General features: G+C 38.7%; 16 protein-coding genes. 13 read left to right on the top strand and 3 right to left on the bottom strand.

Annotated features, from left to right (window positions below):
* Positions 1–3: 3 nt before the first annotated feature.
* The gene (locus tag UXI14_RS15520; protein WP_335966906.1) at positions 4–1,548 is read right to left on the bottom strand and encodes a hypothetical protein; all 1,545 of its coding nucleotides are present in this window, start codon (positions 1,546–1,548) and stop codon (positions 4–6) included.
* A gap of 153 nt (positions 1,549–1,701) precedes the next feature.
* On the opposite strand from UXI14_RS15520, the gene UXI14_RS15515 reads away from it, so the two are divergent.
* From UXI14_RS15515 to UXI14_RS15465, 11 genes are all read left to right on the top strand, one after another.
* Complete coding sequence (locus UXI14_RS15515) at positions 1,702–2,874, top strand: 2-isopropylmalate synthase (RefSeq protein WP_277900850.1); 1,173 nt, start codon at positions 1,702–1,704, stop codon at positions 2,872–2,874.
* A gap of 8 nt (positions 2,875–2,882) precedes the next feature.
* Positions 2,883–4,280 carry a 3-isopropylmalate dehydratase large subunit gene (gene leuC / locus UXI14_RS15510; protein WP_335966905.1) on the top strand — a complete coding sequence of 466 codons (1,398 nt, stop codon included), beginning with the start codon at positions 2,883–2,885 and terminating at the stop codon, positions 4,278–4,280.
* 5 nt (positions 4,281–4,285) lie between these two features.
* Positions 4,286–4,873 carry a 3-isopropylmalate dehydratase small subunit gene (gene leuD, locus UXI14_RS15505; RefSeq protein ID WP_335966904.1) on the top strand — a complete coding sequence of 196 codons (588 nt, stop codon included), beginning with the start codon at positions 4,286–4,288 and terminating at the stop codon, positions 4,871–4,873.
* An 11-nt stretch (positions 4,874–4,884) separates the two neighbouring features.
* Positions 4,885–6,003 carry a 3-isopropylmalate dehydrogenase gene (gene leuB / locus UXI14_RS15500; protein ID WP_277900847.1) on the top strand — a complete coding sequence of 373 codons (1,119 nt, stop codon included), beginning with the start codon at positions 4,885–4,887 and terminating at the stop codon, positions 6,001–6,003.
* A 247-nt stretch (positions 6,004–6,250) separates the two neighbouring features.
* Entirely contained in the window at positions 6,251–8,119 is a 1,869-nt protein-coding gene (locus tag UXI14_RS15495; RefSeq protein ID WP_335966903.1) for an ABC-F family ATP-binding cassette domain-containing protein, read from the top strand.
* 15 nt (positions 8,120–8,134) lie between these two features.
* Positions 8,135–8,614 carry a hypothetical protein gene (locus tag UXI14_RS15490; protein WP_335966902.1) on the top strand — a complete coding sequence of 160 codons (480 nt, stop codon included), beginning with the start codon at positions 8,135–8,137 and terminating at the stop codon, positions 8,612–8,614.
* A gap of 29 nt (positions 8,615–8,643) precedes the next feature.
* A complete protein-coding gene (locus tag UXI14_RS15485) occupies positions 8,644–8,790 on the top strand; it encodes a hypothetical protein (protein ID WP_335966901.1) in 147 nt (48 codons plus the stop codon).
* Positions 8,791–8,802: 12 nt separating this feature from the next.
* Positions 8,803–9,393, top strand: coding sequence for a cob(I)yrinic acid a,c-diamide adenosyltransferase (locus UXI14_RS15480; RefSeq protein WP_335966900.1), 591 nt, complete (start codon positions 8,803–8,805; stop codon positions 9,391–9,393).
* A gap of 130 nt (positions 9,394–9,523) precedes the next feature.
* Positions 9,524–9,745, top strand: a complete 222-nt coding sequence (locus tag UXI14_RS15475; protein WP_008612884.1) for a DUF2795 domain-containing protein — start codon at positions 9,524–9,526, stop codon at positions 9,743–9,745.
* An 85-nt stretch (positions 9,746–9,830) separates the two neighbouring features.
* Positions 9,831–13,187: a preprotein translocase subunit SecA gene (gene secA, locus UXI14_RS15470; protein ID WP_335966899.1), complete on the top strand. Its 3,357-nt coding sequence runs from the start codon at positions 9,831–9,833 to the stop codon at positions 13,185–13,187.
* A 171-nt stretch (positions 13,188–13,358) separates the two neighbouring features.
* On the top strand, positions 13,359–14,549 hold the full coding sequence (locus tag UXI14_RS15465; RefSeq protein WP_335966898.1) for a sensor histidine kinase: 1,191 nt from the start codon (positions 13,359–13,361) through the stop codon (positions 14,547–14,549).
* A 4-nt stretch (positions 14,550–14,553) separates the two neighbouring features.
* On the opposite strand, the gene UXI14_RS15460 is transcribed toward UXI14_RS15465, so the two are convergent.
* Entirely contained in the window at positions 14,554–14,934 is a 381-nt protein-coding gene (locus UXI14_RS15460; protein ID WP_335966896.1) for a hypothetical protein, read from the bottom strand.
* Between the two features lies 1 nt (position 14,935).
* The gene (locus tag UXI14_RS15455; RefSeq protein ID WP_335966895.1) at positions 14,936–15,508 is read right to left on the bottom strand and encodes an RNA polymerase sigma factor; all 573 of its coding nucleotides are present in this window, start codon (positions 15,506–15,508) and stop codon (positions 14,936–14,938) included.
* Between the two features lie 126 nt (positions 15,509–15,634).
* On the opposite strand from UXI14_RS15455, the gene UXI14_RS15450 reads away from it, so the two are divergent.
* Both UXI14_RS15450 and msrA read left to right on the top strand, forming a co-directional pair.
* A complete protein-coding gene (locus tag UXI14_RS15450; RefSeq protein ID WP_335966894.1) occupies positions 15,635–15,973 on the top strand; it encodes a DUF6249 domain-containing protein in 339 nt (112 codons plus the stop codon).
* Positions 15,974–16,049: 76 nt separating this feature from the next.
* A partial coding sequence (gene msrA, locus UXI14_RS15445; protein ID WP_335966893.1) for a peptide-methionine (S)-S-oxide reductase MsrA occupies positions 16,050–16,716 on the top strand: 667 nt, incomplete at its 3' end.

Genomic DNA, 16,716 nt, shown 5'->3' with positions numbered 1-16,716 from the left:
AAACTACCTTATTAATGATTTTGCCTTTTCCCTGATAATCTGCCCTACCGGCCTATTTTCAATATTGCTCTCTAGCCACGAAATAATGTCCAGATACAAAAAGGCCCTTTTTTCATACGGATGATCTTCATATTTCTTTAAGGTTTTGTGCAGTTTTTTAAATTCGTCTTTCAGTTCATGCGGGTATATTTCTCCAAGGTTTCTTAAAAACTTAATCATTTCTTTCTGCACCTCGTGCAAGTCGTCCATTTTCAATAAAAACTTATAGGTACTTTTTAGCTGAACCTCTAAATGGTAATCCATTCCGGCCTCATAATGTGCCACCAAGCTCAATACCCGCGCAAAGCACATTAAATCTTCGCGCATGGTAAGATTTTTATTGTTAATTATTTTCTTTAAATAAGAAATACATTTTTTGTTATCGCCCGCACCAAAATGCATACAGGCAAGTTTATAGTAAAACACCATAATATGGTGCTCGTCTATTTTATCGTTGTACTCTTTAATACCGTCCAATATTTCATTTTCCAAAGGGAATGCATCTTCAAAAGTACCATCTAGAAAATGCAGGTTTAGCTTGCTATTATATGTGTACAGAAAAATCAACACATCCAAATTATCGTTTTTGGGGAACTTTTCGTTGGCAATAGTATCTTCCATTTTCTTTAACGCCTCTTCAAAACCGGTACGGTTTTTTACATAGAACATGGATTCGAACAAGTAATTATTCCCTTTTAAGAAAAAAACCGGGTTAAGGTAAATCATCTGTTCGTTTTCATAAAAAAGTTCTACCCATTTTAAAGAATATTTATAGCACGATAAAAAATCCTGAATTAAAAAACTGTACCATAATTGTGCCTTGTAGAGCCATAATTTTTCCCTGAAATCCAAATCGGAAAACTTAAATTTCGGCAAATGTGCCTCGTAGTATTCGGTTACCCATATGTATTCCTCATCACTTTTTACATATCCAAATTTCAGCATAATCCCGTACAGCTGTAGCGATAGGTTGGAGAGCTTGCTGGTTAGCACATTTTGCATGCTCAACTCTTTGGCCTGGATTGCCAGCTCGTCGGCACGGCCGCTAATGCTCCGCGTTATGTACTGTGTTTCTATTACTTTTTCCAGTTCAACAATTTCATAGGCAACCACTTTCTCTTGGTTTTCTATGGCTACGGATTTTGCCTTATCCAAAATCTTCAAACTTTGTTTGTACAGACCTTTATGGTAAAGTATCGTTGCAAAATCCAACTGCTCGCGAATTTGTAAACGTATATTTTGGTTCACGGGGTTTAAACGCAGGCTTACCAAAATTTGCTTATAAAGGTGCGCCTTTAAATTGGAAAGTTGTTGTTTTTTAACGATTCCGCTTTTTAAAATTTCCGCTTCCTTATAATCGTGCATTTTATCCAAAAGATTAAATAAGGCCAAAAATTTTGCATCGGCATTCACCCCCAATCGGTTTACATAAAGCTTAAATTGTCTTTTTTCTGATTTGGAAAGCGATTTCACCAAGATAAAAAGAGTGTCTTTTTGTTGACTTGTCATTGTAAAAATAAAAATTCAATTAACTGAATAACAGATACTTATATCTTAAAAAGTTTCCTTAAGCATTGTAAAGAAATGGTTAAGTTAACAATAAATTTCGAGCACAAAATATAAATTCGTAATACAAATTTGAAATTACATTAAAAAATCAAGATGAGTAAAGAAAAAGTCCAAATCTTTGACACGACATTACGAGACGGAGAACAAGTACCTGGATGCAAGCTTAATACAGAACAAAAGCTTGTTATTGCAAAGCGTCTTGACGACCTGGGAGTTGATGTTATTGAAGCAGGGTTCCCTATTTCCAGCCCAGGGGACTTCAACTCGGTAACAGAAATTTCAAAAATTGTAAAAAACGCTACCGTTTGTGGCCTAACGCGATCGGTTAAAAAAGATATCGAGGTTGCTGCCGAAGCTATAAAACATGCTGTAAGGCCAAGAATCCATACGGGAATTGGAACTTCTGATTCGCATATAAAATACAAATTCAAATCTACGCGCGAAGATATAATAGAACGTGCCGTAGCAGCTGTAAAATATGCCAAAACCTTTGTCGAGGATGTAGAATTTTATGCTGAAGATGCCGGGCGTACCGACAATGAGTTCTTAGCTCGAGTCTGCGAGGCGGTCGTCAAGGCCGGAGCCACGGTTTTAAACATCCCCGATACCACTGGATATTGCCTACCCGAAGAATATGGCGCCAAAATGAAATACCTTAAAGAAAATGTTACGGGTATAGACAAAGCCATACTTTCATGCCACTGCCACAACGATCTTGGGCTTGCCACTGCCAACTCCATTGCAGGCGTTATTAACGGAGCCCGACAAATAGAATGTACCATTAACGGAATTGGCGAACGCGCCGGAAACACTTCTTTGGAAGAAGTTGTCATGGTATTGCGCCAACACCCTACCCTTAACCTCGACACAGGAATTAATGCTACCCTACTTTACGATACCAGCAAAATGGTTTCAGAAAGTATGGGAATGCCCGTACAGCCCAACAAGGCTATTGTTGGTGCAAATGCCTTTGCGCACAGTTCCGGGATTCACCAAGACGGCGTTATTAAAAACAGGGAAACCTACGAAATTATAGACCCTGCCGACGTTGGCGTTACAGAATCGGCCATTGTTTTAACCGCACGTAGCGGCCGCGCAGCATTAGCTTACAGGGCCAAAAAAGTTGGTTATGAATTAACCAAGCTTCAATTGGACGAAGTTTATAAAGAATTTTTAAACTTTGCAGACAGAAAAAAAGAAATAGATGATAACGATATCCATCAAATCATCGAAATAACTAAAATAGATATAAAAGCAACTGCTTAAACACCGTAATGGGAAAGACATTATTTGATAAAGTATGGGACAGCCATGTGGTTCACCAAGTTGAAAATGGACCGCAAATACTGTATATTGACAAACACTTAATTCACGAAGTTACCAGTCCGCAAGCATTTAACGAACTTGAGGAACGCAATATCCCGCTTTTTAGAAAAGAGCAAATTGTAGCTACGGCAGACCACAACGTGCCAACAAAAGACCAGCACCTGCCAATTCAGGACCTTTTGTCTAAAAAACAGGTGGAAATGCTTACCGAGAACTGCGACAAGCACGGGGTCACCCTATATGGCCTTGGGCACCCGTACCAAGGAATTGTACACGTAATGGCTCCCGAACTGGGTATTACCCAACCGGGAATGACCATGGTCTGCGGAGACAGCCATACCTCTACACATGGGGCATTTGGCACCATAGCCTTTGGTATTGGTACCAGCCAGGTTGCACAGGTTTTTGCCAGTCAGTGCTTATTGCTTTCCAAGCCAAAAAGCATGCGTATTACCGTTAATGGCAAACTTAAAAAAGGCGTTTTGCCAAAAGACGTAATTTTATACATTATTGCCCAATTGGGCACCAATTCCGGAACCGGCTATTTTGTTGAATATGCAGGCGATGTTTTTGAAAACATGACTATGGAAGGCCGTATGACGGTTTGCAATATGAGTATTGAAATGGGGGCCCGTGGTGGAATGATTGCTCCCGATGAAACTACATTTAACTATGTAAAAGGAAGGGAATTTGCACCAAAAGGAGAAGATTTCAACAAAAAAGTTTCTTACTGGAAAACACTTCCAACAGATGCCGATGCTACTTTTGATAAAGAATATACTTTTGATGCCGCCGATATAGCACCCATGGTTACCTATGGCACCAACCCCGGAATGGGCATCAAGATTACAGAAAGAATACCAAGCAAAGACGATGTTTCCTTTGAAAAATCGCTGGAATACATGGGACTTCAAAAAGGAGAAAAACTCCTTGGAAAACAAATTAATTATGTATTTATAGGAAGCTGCACCAATTCCAGAATAGAAGATTTTAGAATTGCTGCCGAATATATAAAAGGAAAACAAAAGGCCGCCAATGTAAATGCCTTAATTGTTCCGGGCTCCCAACAAGTGGCCCACCAAATAAAAGAAGAAGGCATACAGACCGTTTTTGAAAATGCAGGTTTTGAAATGCGCCAAAGCGGTTGCTCGGCCTGTTTAGGAATGAACGAAGATAAAATCCCGGCCGGCGAATATTGCGTCTCTACTTCCAACAGAAACTTTGAAGGAAGACAAGGACAAGGCGCCAGGACCATATTGGCCAGCCCATTGGTAGCGGCCGCAACGGCAATAGCCGGAAAAATTGTAGATGTAACGGAAGAAATAAAAGAGTTGGAACTCGTTTAAAAGAAATGGAAAAATTTACAACATTAACATCAAGGGCAATTCCGTTGCCAATTGAAAACATAGATACCGACCAAATTATCCCGGCGCGCTTTTTAAAGGCAACCAGCAAGGCAGGGTTTGGCGAAAACCTTTTTAGGGACTGGCGTTACAAAGACGGAAAGGAAAATGCCGATTTTGTTTTAAACAATACTACTTACCAAGGAAAAATTTTGGTCGCAGGAGACAATTTTGGTTGCGGAAGTAGCCGTGAACACGCCGCATGGGCATTGACTGATTATGGGTTCAAGGTAATTGTATCAAGCTATTTTGCCGATATTTTTAAAGGAAATGCCCTAAACAATGGTTTATTACCCGTACAGGTTTCTCCGGAAGTGTTAAAAGAAATGCTTTCGGTTATTAAAGCAAACCCTCAAACAAACGTAATTGTAAATCTGGAAGAACAGTACATTGCCGTGGAAGGAACCGGCATTAAAGAATCTTTTGAGATTGATGCCTACAAAAAAATGTGCTTGATGAACGGTTACGACGATATTGATTTTTTAGTAAGCAATAAAGATAAAATTGAAGCTTTTGAAGCTTCGAGAACAATTTAACATAAGTTGGTATGAATTTGAACATAGCGGTATTAGCTGGTGACGGTATAGGCCCGGAAGTTACGCAACAAGCCATAAAAACATTAAAAGCTGTAGGCGAAGTATACAACCATACTTTTACATTTACGGAAGCGCCCGTGGGTGCCATCGCCATAGATGAAACAGGAGACCCATTGCCCGAAAAAACATTAAAACTGTGCCTGGACACAGATGCGGTGCTTTTTGGTGCCATCGGCGATCCAAAATACGATAACGACCCTTCGGCCAAGGTACGTCCGGAGCAAGGCTTGCTAAAACTAAGGAAATCGCTTGGCCTCTTTACCAATATCCGTCCTATTAAGGCCTATCCAACACTTATAGACAAATCTCCTTTAAAGGAAGACCGTATAAATGGTACCGATCTCACCATTTACCGCGAACTTACCGGAGGTATATATTTTGGTGAGAAAAAATTGAACGAAGAAGGAAGTGTTGCTTCCGATTTATGTGAATATTCCGATTACGAAATAGAACGTATTGCACATTTGGCATTCAAAGCCGCCCGTTCCAGAAGAAAGAAATTAACGTTGGTTGATAAAGCCAATGTTTTGGAAACCTCACGTTTATGGCGAAAAGTGGTAACCAATATTGGCAAAAGTTACCCAGATGTTGAACTGGATTTTCTTTTTGTAGACAATGCGGCCATGCAAATGATCCTGAACCCGAGCCAGTTCGACGTTATTTTAACCGAAAACATGTTTGGCGATATCATTTCGGACGAAGGAAGTGTTATTGGCGGTTCCATAGGCTTGTTGGCATCAGCGTCGGTTGGCGATGAAAATGCCATGTTCGAGCCCATTCACGGCTCTTTCCCCCAAGCAAAAGGAAAAGATATAGCCAACCCCATTGCTTCTATCTTATCGGCGGCAATGTTGCTGGAACATTTTAAATTGTACGAAGAAGCAAAAGCCATCAACAAGGCCGTGGAAAAAGCCTTGGAACTAAAAATTGTTACTTCCGACCTCAATCCTGATAGTAAACACACCACCACAAAGGTTGGTGATTTTATTGCCGATTATATTGCAAATGCAGAGGAAATTATTAATTACAATCAGGAGAATATAGATTATGGACAATCAACAATCATATAACGATTAAATTGATTAGTTTTAGTGTTTTGAGAAACCCCGGCCAAATCGCCGGGGTTTATTTTTATAACCAATTTTAAAATAGGGCTATTGCTGGAAAACTAGATTTGAATAAATATCATTATAAACCAAATTAATATAAATTATTGCAGCCTTCTTCTAAAAAAATTTCTTACCACTTTTTTAGTTTATACACTTTTCCATCCCCCAACTCAACACTAAATTCCTTTACTTTGCAAAAAATGTATGCGTGAATTATCTATCAGTTGAAAATATAGCCAAGTCTTATGGAGAACGTGTTTTGTTTACCAATATTTCCTTCGGAATTAACAAAGACCAAAAAATTGCCTTTATCGCTAAAAACGGCACCGGGAAGACTTCCATGCTCAATATCATTACAGGAAAAGACTCTCCCGATAGCGGGCAGGTAATTTCCCGAAATGGCATCCGTATATCCTTTCTTTCACAAGAACCAGATTTAGATCCTAATTTAACTATTGAAGAAACTATTTTTGCTTCAGAAAATAATGTGCTAAAAACCATTCAGCAATACGAAAAAGCACTTGAAAATCCTGATGATACAGAAGCTTACCAAAAAGCTTTTGAACAAATGGAGATTAAAAATGCCTGGGATTTTGAAACACAGTACAAGCAAATCCTCTTTCAATTAAAATTAGATCAGCTCGACCAAAAAGTAAACAAGCTTTCCGGGGGACAACGCAAAAGGTTGGCACTGGCCACTATTTTGTTAAACACCCCCGATTTATTAATTCTAGACGAGCCTACAAACCACCTCGACCTGGAAATGATTGAATGGCTGGAGCAATATTTTGCCAAGGAGAACATTACCCTCTTTATGGTTACGCACGACCGCTATTTCTTGGAACGGGTATGTAATGAAATTATTGAACTGGATCATGGTAAAATATATCAGTACAAGGGGAATTATTCCTACTATCTGGAAAAAAAAGAGGCGCGTTTACAAGCCGAACAAGCATCGGTAGACAAGGCCAAAAACCTTTTTACCAAAGAGCTGGACTGGATGCGCAAGCAACCCAAGGCCCGTACAACCAAGTCTAAGTCCCGTATAGACGATTTTTACATTATCAAGGAAAAGGCACACCAACGAAGGAAAGACCATAAAATCCAGCTTGAAATTAACATGGAACGGTTGGGGAGCAAAGTGGTGGAACTCCATAATGTCTCCAAAAGTTTTAACAACAAAAAAATCCTTGAAAAGTATGAATATTCCTTTAAAAAAGGCGAACGCATTGGTATTATTGGAAAAAACGGAACCGGAAAATCCACCTTTTTAAACATTTTAACCGGAGGCATCAAGCCCGATGCCGGAAAGGTAATTATAGGCGAAACGGTAAAATTTGGCTATTACACCCAAAGTGGCATTACCCCAAAACCTGAACAAAAGGTAATAGATATTATTAAAGAATTTGGAGAATACATCCCGCTTACCAAAGGCAGGCAAATTTCGGCGGGGCAATTGCTGGAACGTTTCCTGTTCGACCGTAAAAAACAACACGATTTTGTGGAGAAACTAAGTGGCGGCGAGTTAAAGCGCCTTTATTTATGTACCGTTTTAATTCAAAACCCTAACTTTTTAATCCTCGACGAGCCCACAAACGATCTGGATATTGTTACGCTCAATGTTTTGGAAGAATTTTTAATGGACTTTCCGGGCTGCTTATTGGTGGTATCGCACGACCGGTATTTTATGGATAAGATTGTAGACCATCTTTTTGTATTTAAAGGAAATGCAAAAATAGAAGACTTTCCGGGCAATTATAGCGATTATAGGGTTTATGAGGATAGCCTTGAGCCCATAAAAGAAGAGGAAAAAAACACCAACGGAAGCACCAAAAAAACCTGGAGAAAAGACGCTAGCCCTTCCTTGAGCTATGAAGAACAAAAAGAGTTTAAACGTTTGGAAAAGGAAATAAAAAAACTCGAAGAAGAAAAAAAGGAGGCCGAAGCCGTATTTGCAACGGGAGAGCTGGAAGGCGATGCCATTGATGAACAATCGGTTAAACTCCAACGAATTATTGAAGAATTAGACCAAAAAACCGAAACTTGGTTCGAGCTTTCCATGAAAATGGAGGGATAAAACAATTTTAAGCAGTTGAATTTTTTGTACATAAAATATCTTTTTCAAGCTACCAACCAACATGGGGTACATTCCCCTTTTGTGTATAGTTTGGTTACAAAAGCCTTATACAAGAAACAAAAAACTACAGAACATTCGCTATTGTCCGAATGGAAAAAGGAGTATTCCTTTAGCTTCAGAAAACAAAAAATCATCAACAAAGCGCTCAATTATTTCAATGACGAAACTTATAAAGTAAATCATGACAATGCTTTCCGAAGTAAAAAAACCATTTATTTCAACTTAAAAGAAAAAAACACACGGGAAATCCTCGAAAAGGCAAATAGCTGTTCGTTTTTTATTATTGACAATATCGGGGCATCCAATGCCCTGAAAAACCAATGGGAAGCAGTACGGTGCGCCCCTATTTTTTCAATATCCATCGATTTTTTTAACATTGGTTTTCTGTTTGTAAGAAAAGAACAGGTAAAAGAAGATTTTAAAATCCGGATATAATTTGTTATTTTATTAAAAAGTTAGGTAAAATGGAAACTCATATTATCTGGATCGTTATTTTAGCTGTCCTTTTTATATTTGTTTGGCTTAACAACAAGCGAAACATGAAAAAGCGTAGGGACCGGAGAAATAATAGGTTCGGAGACCGCTATTCGTCAAAAAGGGGCAAACATTAAAACCAGTATTGCGTGAAAATTTACACTAAAACCGGAGACAAAGGAAGCACGGCGCTCTATGGCGGGACACGTGTCCCAAAACACCATATCCGTATCGAAGGATATGGCACCATAGACGAGCTAAACTCTTGGATAGGCCTTGTTAGGGACCAAAAAATTAAAGAAGACTATAAAAAGGTTTTAATCCATGTTCAGGACCGTTTATTTACCATTGGTGCTATTTTGGCAACTCCCCCGGAAAAGGAATTTTTAAAGAGCGGGAAAAAGCGCTTGGACATCCCGAGCATTTCAGACGGCGATATCGGCATCTTGGAAAAGGAAATAGACCAAATGGAAGCCTCCCTCCCCCCTATGGCGCATTTTGTGCTACCGGGCGGGCACACAACGGTGTCATATTGTCACATAGCACGGACCATATGCCGAAGGGCAGAGCGAAAAGCCACTTATTTGTATGAAAATGAGCCTTTTGATCCATTGGTGCTTCAGTATTTAAACCGTTTGTCAGATTATTTATTTGTGTTGGCACGAAAGTTGACTTCGGATTTACAGGCAAATGAAGAAAAATGGGTTCCAAAGAAAGGAACTACTGAAAATGACAGGTAATTCATTACGTAATTATCAATATAACGCCCTAAAAACTACGTTCTTAGAAATAATATGTAAATAATATAAATTTTACTTGACTTTTTACTATAAAAATTTATTTTTGCACAAAATTAAAAATCAATAGCAGATGTATTGGACTTTAGAATTAGCATCATATTTAGACGATGCACCTTGGCCAGCAACAAAAGATGAATTAATTGACTATGCTATTAGAACCGGAGCTCCCTTGGAAGTGGTAGAAAACCTTCAGGCAATGGAAGACGAAGGCGATATGTATGAATCTATTGAAGAGATTTGGCCGGATTACCCCACAGAGGAAGATTACCTCTGGAACGAGGATGAATATTAACAAACACATTAACATTATAAAGCAAAAAAGTCTCCTGAGAGGCTTTTTTTTTGCTTAATTTTGAAATATAAATACACATACAGACATGAGTTTACTCAATTCCGTTTTAAAAGTTTTTGTAGGAGACAAGGCGAAGAAAGATGTTAAAGCACTTCAACCAACCGTAGACCAGATAAAATCTTTCGAAGAAGAACTTACACAACTCTCCCACGACGAACTACGCGCTAAAACACAAGAGTTTAAAAAGAAAATTAAAGAGGCCACAGCTTCTTTTGACGAGAAGATTGAACAGTTAAAAGCCGAAGCTGATGCTTCTAATGATATTGACAGGAATGAAGATATTTATGCTGAAATCGATTCACTTAAAGAAAAAGCATACGAAATAAGCGAGAAAACCCTTAACGATATCCTGCCGGAAGCTTTTGCAGTTGTAAAAGAAACCGCCAAACGTTTTGCAAATAACGAAACCATTAGCGTAACCGCATCAACATTCGACCGCGAACTTTCGGGCACAAAAGAATACGTTACCCTTGACGATGAAAAAGCCATCTGGCAAAACTCCTGGGATGCTGCCGGAAAGGAAGTAACCTGGGACATGATTCATTACGATGTACAACTTATAGGAGGTATTGCCTTACACCAGGGAAAAATAGCAGAGATGCAAACCGGGGAAGGTAAAACGCTTGTGGCAACACTTCCCGTTTACCTTAATGCATTAACCGGAAACGGTGTTCACTTGGTAACTGTTAACGACTATTTGGCACGTCGTGACAGTGCTTGGATGGGCCCTTTGTTTGAATTTCACGGACTTTCCATAGACTGTATCGACAACCACCAACCGGGATCTACCGGAAGAAGAAAGGCATATGCCGCCGATATTACTTATGGAACCAATAACGAGTTTGGCTTTGATTACCTAAGGGACAACATGTCCCACACACCAGAAGATTTGGTACAACGTCCACATAACTTTGCAATCGTGGATGAGGTAGATTCTGTATTGATCGACGATGCAAGAACACCATTGATTATTTCGGGGCCGGTTCCACAGGGAGACCGCCATGAGTTTAACGAGCTCAAACCTAAAGTAAACGATATTGTTGCCAAACAACGCCAATACCTTACCGGAGTCTTGGCAGAAGCAAAAAAATTAATTGCAGAAGGAAATACCAAAGAAGGTGCATTCCAATTGTTAAGGGTACACCGCGGGCTACCAAAAAACAAAGCACTTATAAAGTTTTTAAGTGAAGAAGGCATTAAACAACTGCTTCAAAAAACAGAGAACCATTACATGCAGGATAACAACCGTGAAATGCCCATTGTAGACGAAGCACTTTGGTTTGTTATCGATGAAAAAAACAATCAAATAGAACTTACCGACAGGGGGATCGAGTATCTTTCGGGTGACACCGATCCCGATTTCTTTGTGATGCCCGACATAGGTACAGAAATAGCCCAAATTGAAAAGAAAGGCTTATCTGCCGAAGAAGAAGCAGAGCTCAAGGAAGATCTTTTCAAAGACTTCTCGGTAAAAAGCGAGCGCATCCATACCATGAACCAATTGCTAAAAGCATATACCCTTTTTGAAAAAGACGTTGAATATGTAGTAATGGAAAACAAGGTAATGATCGTTGACGAGCAGACCGGACGTATTATGGACGGGCGCCGTTATTCTGATGGGTTACACCAAGCCATTGAGGCCAAGGAAAATGTAAAAATTGAAGCGGCAACGCAGACATTTGCCACCGTAACCCTTCAAAATTATTTTAGAATGTACAAAAAGCTTGCCGGTATGACGGGTACTGCCGTTACCGAAGCTGGAGAATTCTGGGAAATCTACAAATTGGACGTAATGGAAATTCCTACCAACCGCCCAATTGCAAGACACGACAAACAGGACCTTATTTATAAAACCAAACGCGAAAAATACAATGCCGTTAGTGAAGACATTGTAAAATTAGTAGAGCAAGGCCGCCCGGTACTGGTAGGTACAACTTCCGTGGAAATCTCGGAACTGCTTTCCAAAATGCTTTCAATGCGAAAGATAAACCACAATGTATTAAATGCGAAGCTCCATAAAAAAGAAGCCGATATTGTAGCCGAGGCCGGTAACCCGGGCGTGGTGACCATTGCCACCAATATGGCAGGACGTGGTACCGATATTAAGCTGATTAAAGAAGTGAAAGACGCTGGAGGCTTGGCCATTATAGGTACCGAGCGTCACGATTCAAGACGTGTAGACCGGCAGTTACGAGGTCGTTCGGGACGTCAGGGAGATCCGGGAAGCTCGCAGTTTTATGTATCTCTGGAAGATAACTTAATGCGTTTGTTCGGCTCGGAAAGAGTGGCAAAAATGATGGACAGGATGGGGCTTGAAGATGGAGAGGTTATTCAACATTCCATGATGACAAAATCTATAGAAAGAGCCCAGAAAAAAGTAGAAGAAAACAACTTTGGTGTGCGTAAACGTTTGTTGGAATATGATGATGTTATGAACGCACAGCGGGAAGTAGTTTACAAAAGAAGAAGGCACGCGCTAGAGGGCGAACGCTTAAAACTCGATATAGCCAATATGGTTTTTGATACCTGCGAAGCTATTGTAGAGAGCAATAAAATGGCCAGCGATTATAAGAATTTCGAATTTGAACTTATCAAATTCTTCTCCATAACCGCTCCGGTAAACGAAGACGAATTTAAACGTAAAACCCCGCGTGAAATTACCAACATAGTATATAAGCAAGCACTAAAATACTATCAGGACAAAATTGAGCGCAATGCAAAAACTGCCTTCCCGGTTATTAAAAATGTTTATGAAAACCAAAGCAATAGGTTCGAGCGTATTGTAGTTCCATTTACCGACGGAATTAAAACTTTAAAAGTAGTGACGGACTTAAAGGAAGCTTATGAGTCGGAAGGAAAAAAATTAATAACCGATTTCGAGAAGAACATAACATTGGCCATTATCGACGATGCTTGGAAAACGCATTTAAGAAAGATGGACGAGTTGAAACAATCGGTACAATTGGCCGTTCACGAACAAAAAGATCCGCTATTGATTTATAAGTTCGAAGCTTTTGAGCTTTTCAAGGACATGATCGATAAGGTGAATAGGGAAGTCATTTCTTTCTTATTTAAAGGAGAATTGCCTACCGAAGAAACCAATAACATTCAAGAGGCCAGGGAAGTTAAAGCAAAGGAAAACTATAAAACTTCAAAAGAAGAAATCCCGAACAGCGATGAACTTGCCGCCCAAAACAGGGCAGCCGGACAAACACAGCAACGTCCTCAAGTAACAGAAACCATTGTAAGGGAACGCCCAAAAATTGGCAGAAACGACCGCATTACCATTAAAAACGTAATGTCGGGAGAAAATAAAACCGTTAAATACAAACAAGCAGAACCTTTGTTGGACAAAGGTGAATGGGTAATTGTTGAAGAATAAAAAACAATGCAATAACAAGAACTTTATAAAACATTTAATGTTTAATGAGTTAAAGCGGTAGAAGTATCATTTCTACCGCTTTTTTTTTGAAAAATTTTAAATACCTTTAGAAACGAAAAACCAACCCAAATAGGTAACTCAATCAAATGAGTTCTTGAATATCGTTTATAAATGGCCCAAAAATACAACTCTATATCCAGTAGGCTGGATGAAAAAATGCACCTGATCCTATATGTCAATTATTTTTCGTCGGCCTTAATGATATGTATTGCCTTAGTATGCTATTTTATTTTAGACATTAAACATATTGTACCACAAGTTCTTTTAGGGTACAGTGTTTTAAGTCTTTTAAATATTTTCTTGCTTAAATATCATAAAAAATTATTGGTAACCTATCTCATTAGCTTAAACTTAGGGGTAATAGGCTCCATAATCGTGACCGTTGTTACGGGGGGAATTAACAGCCCCTTTATTTTCACTATGCCTTTAATTGTATTTGCGGGTTATATTTCTACCCGTAATTATGGGCAGTTTCATATGTATCTTATCCTTCTTTTTATCTTGCTCATTTATTTTCGAAACGAGATACACCTTAATTTCCCAAATGTAGTCCCCGAAAAATCCAAGGATGATTTTAGTTTAATGAGCGTGCTTTTCAGCTTGTATTTATTGGGCGGCATCTTTGGCAAAGTACTGTTGGGCAATTACAATAAGTTATATCAGTCAAAAAAAGAAATCGAAAAAAAGAGCAATGAAAACGAAGTGCTCTTAAAAGAGATACATCACCGCGTAAAAAACAATTTACAAACCATTTCCAGCCTATTGAACATGCAGGCCAGAACGACAGAAAACGAAGACACCAAAAAAATATTGACGAGTAGCCACAACCGGGTTTTATCTATGGCCATTGTGCACGAAATGCTATATGCCCGCGACGACCTCTCGAAAATAGAATATCGCGACTATGTAAAGCAATTGGTAAAATTCCACATAAAATCCCTGAATAAAGAAGACAAAAAAATAAATTTTAAAATCAACATCTCCAATATTAAATACAACATAGAAACGGCCATTCCATTGGGATTGCTCATTAGTGAATTTATTACCAATTCCCTAAAACATGCTTTTGTTAATAAAGACGAAGGAGCCATTACGGTTACCATAGAAAAAACAGACCCAGAGTTCTACACGCTTATCCTTAGCGACAACGGAATTGGGTACAACACATCTGTGGCCGAAAACAAAACAAAGTCCATGGGTTTAAAACTAATACATAACCTTACGCGCCAATTAAGGGGAAATCTAGAAAAAATAGATAAAAGCCAAGGCGTAACCTACCTAATCCGCTTTAAGGAAATATAAAAAATCATTGCCTGTCCAAATAATTCTTTAAAATGGTAATTTGTAGAATAACCAAACTGCCAAAAGCAATGATACCGTAAAGAAAGGTTTTTGGCAAGCTATTGGAAAAATTATTGAAATACGAAGAAAATTTTTCAACCGAATTATCCAATAAAACATCCTTATTGGGCAAGTAAGAGGCCAAAACAACAAAAATAACGGCCAATACCGCAACTACGGCCTTTGATTTATTGGAAATCAAAGCTTTAAACCTAACATTTGTTGATTCTGCCTTTACGGCATCCATAATATTAAGCTTCAAACCCGTAGAGGGCTTTTCCAATCCTGCCTCTTTTATCATCTTTCGGGTTAATCCGTGCAGTTTTTGTTCTTCTTTCCCACTCATTTCATTGTAATTTATTTACCAATTCAATTCTACACCTTAATATTTCAAACAATTGCTTGCGTGCGCGAAACAATTTTATTTTAACATTCCCTGTACTTATACCAACTATCGTTGCTATTTCTTTCAAAGATAAGTCTTCATAATAATATAAGGTAATAATTGTTTGTTCTTCATTTGTTAAAGTTTCAATGGCCGCGCCAATAATTTTTTCCCTTTCTTTTTTTTCCAGGATATCCAGTGCGTCCTCAACATCATCAATTAAATTATAATTTATTTTTTCTATTTCTTCTGAAGGGATTTGCTTTGCATTTTTCCGCACCCTGTCCAATGTACTATGGTACACAATTTTATACAACCAAGTAGAAAATTTAGCATCCCCTTTAAATGATGCCAGGGAATGGTAACATTTTATAAATGCCTCTTGGACAATATCTTCTGCTTCTTCCCTATTTTTTACAATCCGTACCGCAATGGTAAAGGCCAATTGCTGGTATGTGTCCACAAAATAAGAAAAAGCATTTGTATCGCCCTTGAGTACCCGGTCTCTGTATATTGTATCCTGTTGGTTAGTCATTTATAAATAAGACGTTGGTGTTCTGCTTTTGGTTACAAGATCAGGATTTTTTTTATTTTACTTTTTTGTAACCATTTCGTTCCCACATACGTCATACCAATAAATAATCAATTAAAAAACACATTTATGGAAGGAGTTATCGTTACCGGATTCGTTTTTGGGACCCTTTTCGGGATTTTTTACCTGTTCATTACCGCTAGGCACAAAGAACGGTTATCGCTTATAGACAAAGGCGCAGATGCCTCTATATTTTACAGCAGCAAAAAGAGGACCGCTCCTATCTGGAAAATATTAATATTAAACATTTCCCTATTGTTAATGGGGGTTGGCGTTGGTATTTTCTTGGCCGGGGTTTTACATTATAATTTTAATGTAGACGCAGAAGTAGCATATCCCGGCACTATTTTTACCTTGGCGGGTATTGGTTTATTTCTTGGATTCAACCTCTCTAAAAAATTGGAATAATCATTTTTTACAATTAAAGTGTAGCGCTAGTAAGGAATTTGGTTAACTTAAGACTGATTAAAAAAATATATTTTTTATGAAACTTATAAAACTGAATTCTTTACTTTTTTTGTGCCTGTTTACCATAGGTTGCCAATCTTCTACTAAAAAGGATGCCCAACAGGCCAAAGCAGAAGCAAATACAATAGCAACGATTCCCCAACAAGACCTCTCCCAATACGAAACCGCTTATTTTGCAAGTGGCTGTTTTTGGTGCGTAGAAGCTGTTTTTGAAAGTGTAAAGGGTGTAAAAGAAGCCGTTTCTGGATACGCTGGCGGAAAGGAAAAGAATCCAACTTACGAGCAAGTAGGTGCCGGGCGTACCGGGCATGCAGAAAGCGTTATGGTATATTACGACCCGAAAGAGGTTTCCTACGAAACTCTGGTAAGGGTTTTCTTTGGTTCACAGGACCCTACAACCATAAACCGACAAGGACCCGATAAAGGCACTCAATACAGGTCTATTGCGTTTTATAAAAATGAAGACGAAAAAGAAATTATAGAGCGCTATATACAGCAGCTAGAAGATGAGAAGGTGTTTTCTAAACCTATTGTAACACAGGTGGTTCCTTTTGAAAAATTTTGGAAAGCCGAAGATTATCATCAAAATTACGAACGCCTCCACCCCGACAATCCTTATGTTAAAAATGTATCCATTCCACGGTTGAGAAAATTTCAAAAAAAATATCCCGAACTTTTAAAGG

The organism is Galbibacter sp. PAP.153, from assembly GCF_037029175.1.
Lineage (GTDB): Bacteria > Bacteroidota > Bacteroidia > Flavobacteriales > Flavobacteriaceae > Galbibacter > Galbibacter pacificus.
Note: the sequence above shows the minus strand (reverse complement) of the source record. Positions and strands in the feature narration are given on the sequence as shown.

Coding starts and splice junctions, on each gene's coding strand:
- leuD (WP_335966904.1), top strand. CDS start 4,286: ATGGAAAAATTTACAACATTAACATCAAGGGCAATTCCGTTGCCAATT.
- UXI14_RS15450 (WP_335966894.1), top strand. CDS start 15,635: ATGGAAGGAGTTATCGTTACCGGATTCGTTTTTGGGACCCTTTTCGGG.
- UXI14_RS15455 (WP_335966895.1), bottom strand. CDS start 15,508: ATGACTAACCAACAGGATACAATATACAGAGACCGGGTACTCAAGGGC.
- leuC (WP_335966905.1), top strand. CDS start 2,883: ATGGGAAAGACATTATTTGATAAAGTATGGGACAGCCATGTGGTTCAC.
- leuB (WP_277900847.1), top strand. CDS start 4,885: ATGAATTTGAACATAGCGGTATTAGCTGGTGACGGTATAGGCCCGGAA.
- UXI14_RS15460 (WP_335966896.1), bottom strand. CDS start 14,934: ATGAGTGGGAAAGAAGAACAAAAACTGCACGGATTAACCCGAAAGATG.
- secA (WP_335966899.1), top strand. CDS start 9,831: ATGAGTTTACTCAATTCCGTTTTAAAAGTTTTTGTAGGAGACAAGGCG.
- UXI14_RS15485 (WP_335966901.1), top strand. CDS start 8,644: ATGGAAACTCATATTATCTGGATCGTTATTTTAGCTGTCCTTTTTATA.
- UXI14_RS15465 (WP_335966898.1), top strand. CDS start 13,359: ATGGCCCAAAAATACAACTCTATATCCAGTAGGCTGGATGAAAAAATG.
- UXI14_RS15520 (WP_335966906.1), bottom strand. CDS start 1,548: ATGACAAGTCAACAAAAAGACACTCTTTTTATCTTGGTGAAATCGCTT.
- UXI14_RS15475 (WP_008612884.1), top strand. CDS start 9,524: ATGTATTGGACTTTAGAATTAGCATCATATTTAGACGATGCACCTTGG.
- UXI14_RS15515 (WP_277900850.1), top strand. CDS start 1,702: ATGAGTAAAGAAAAAGTCCAAATCTTTGACACGACATTACGAGACGGA.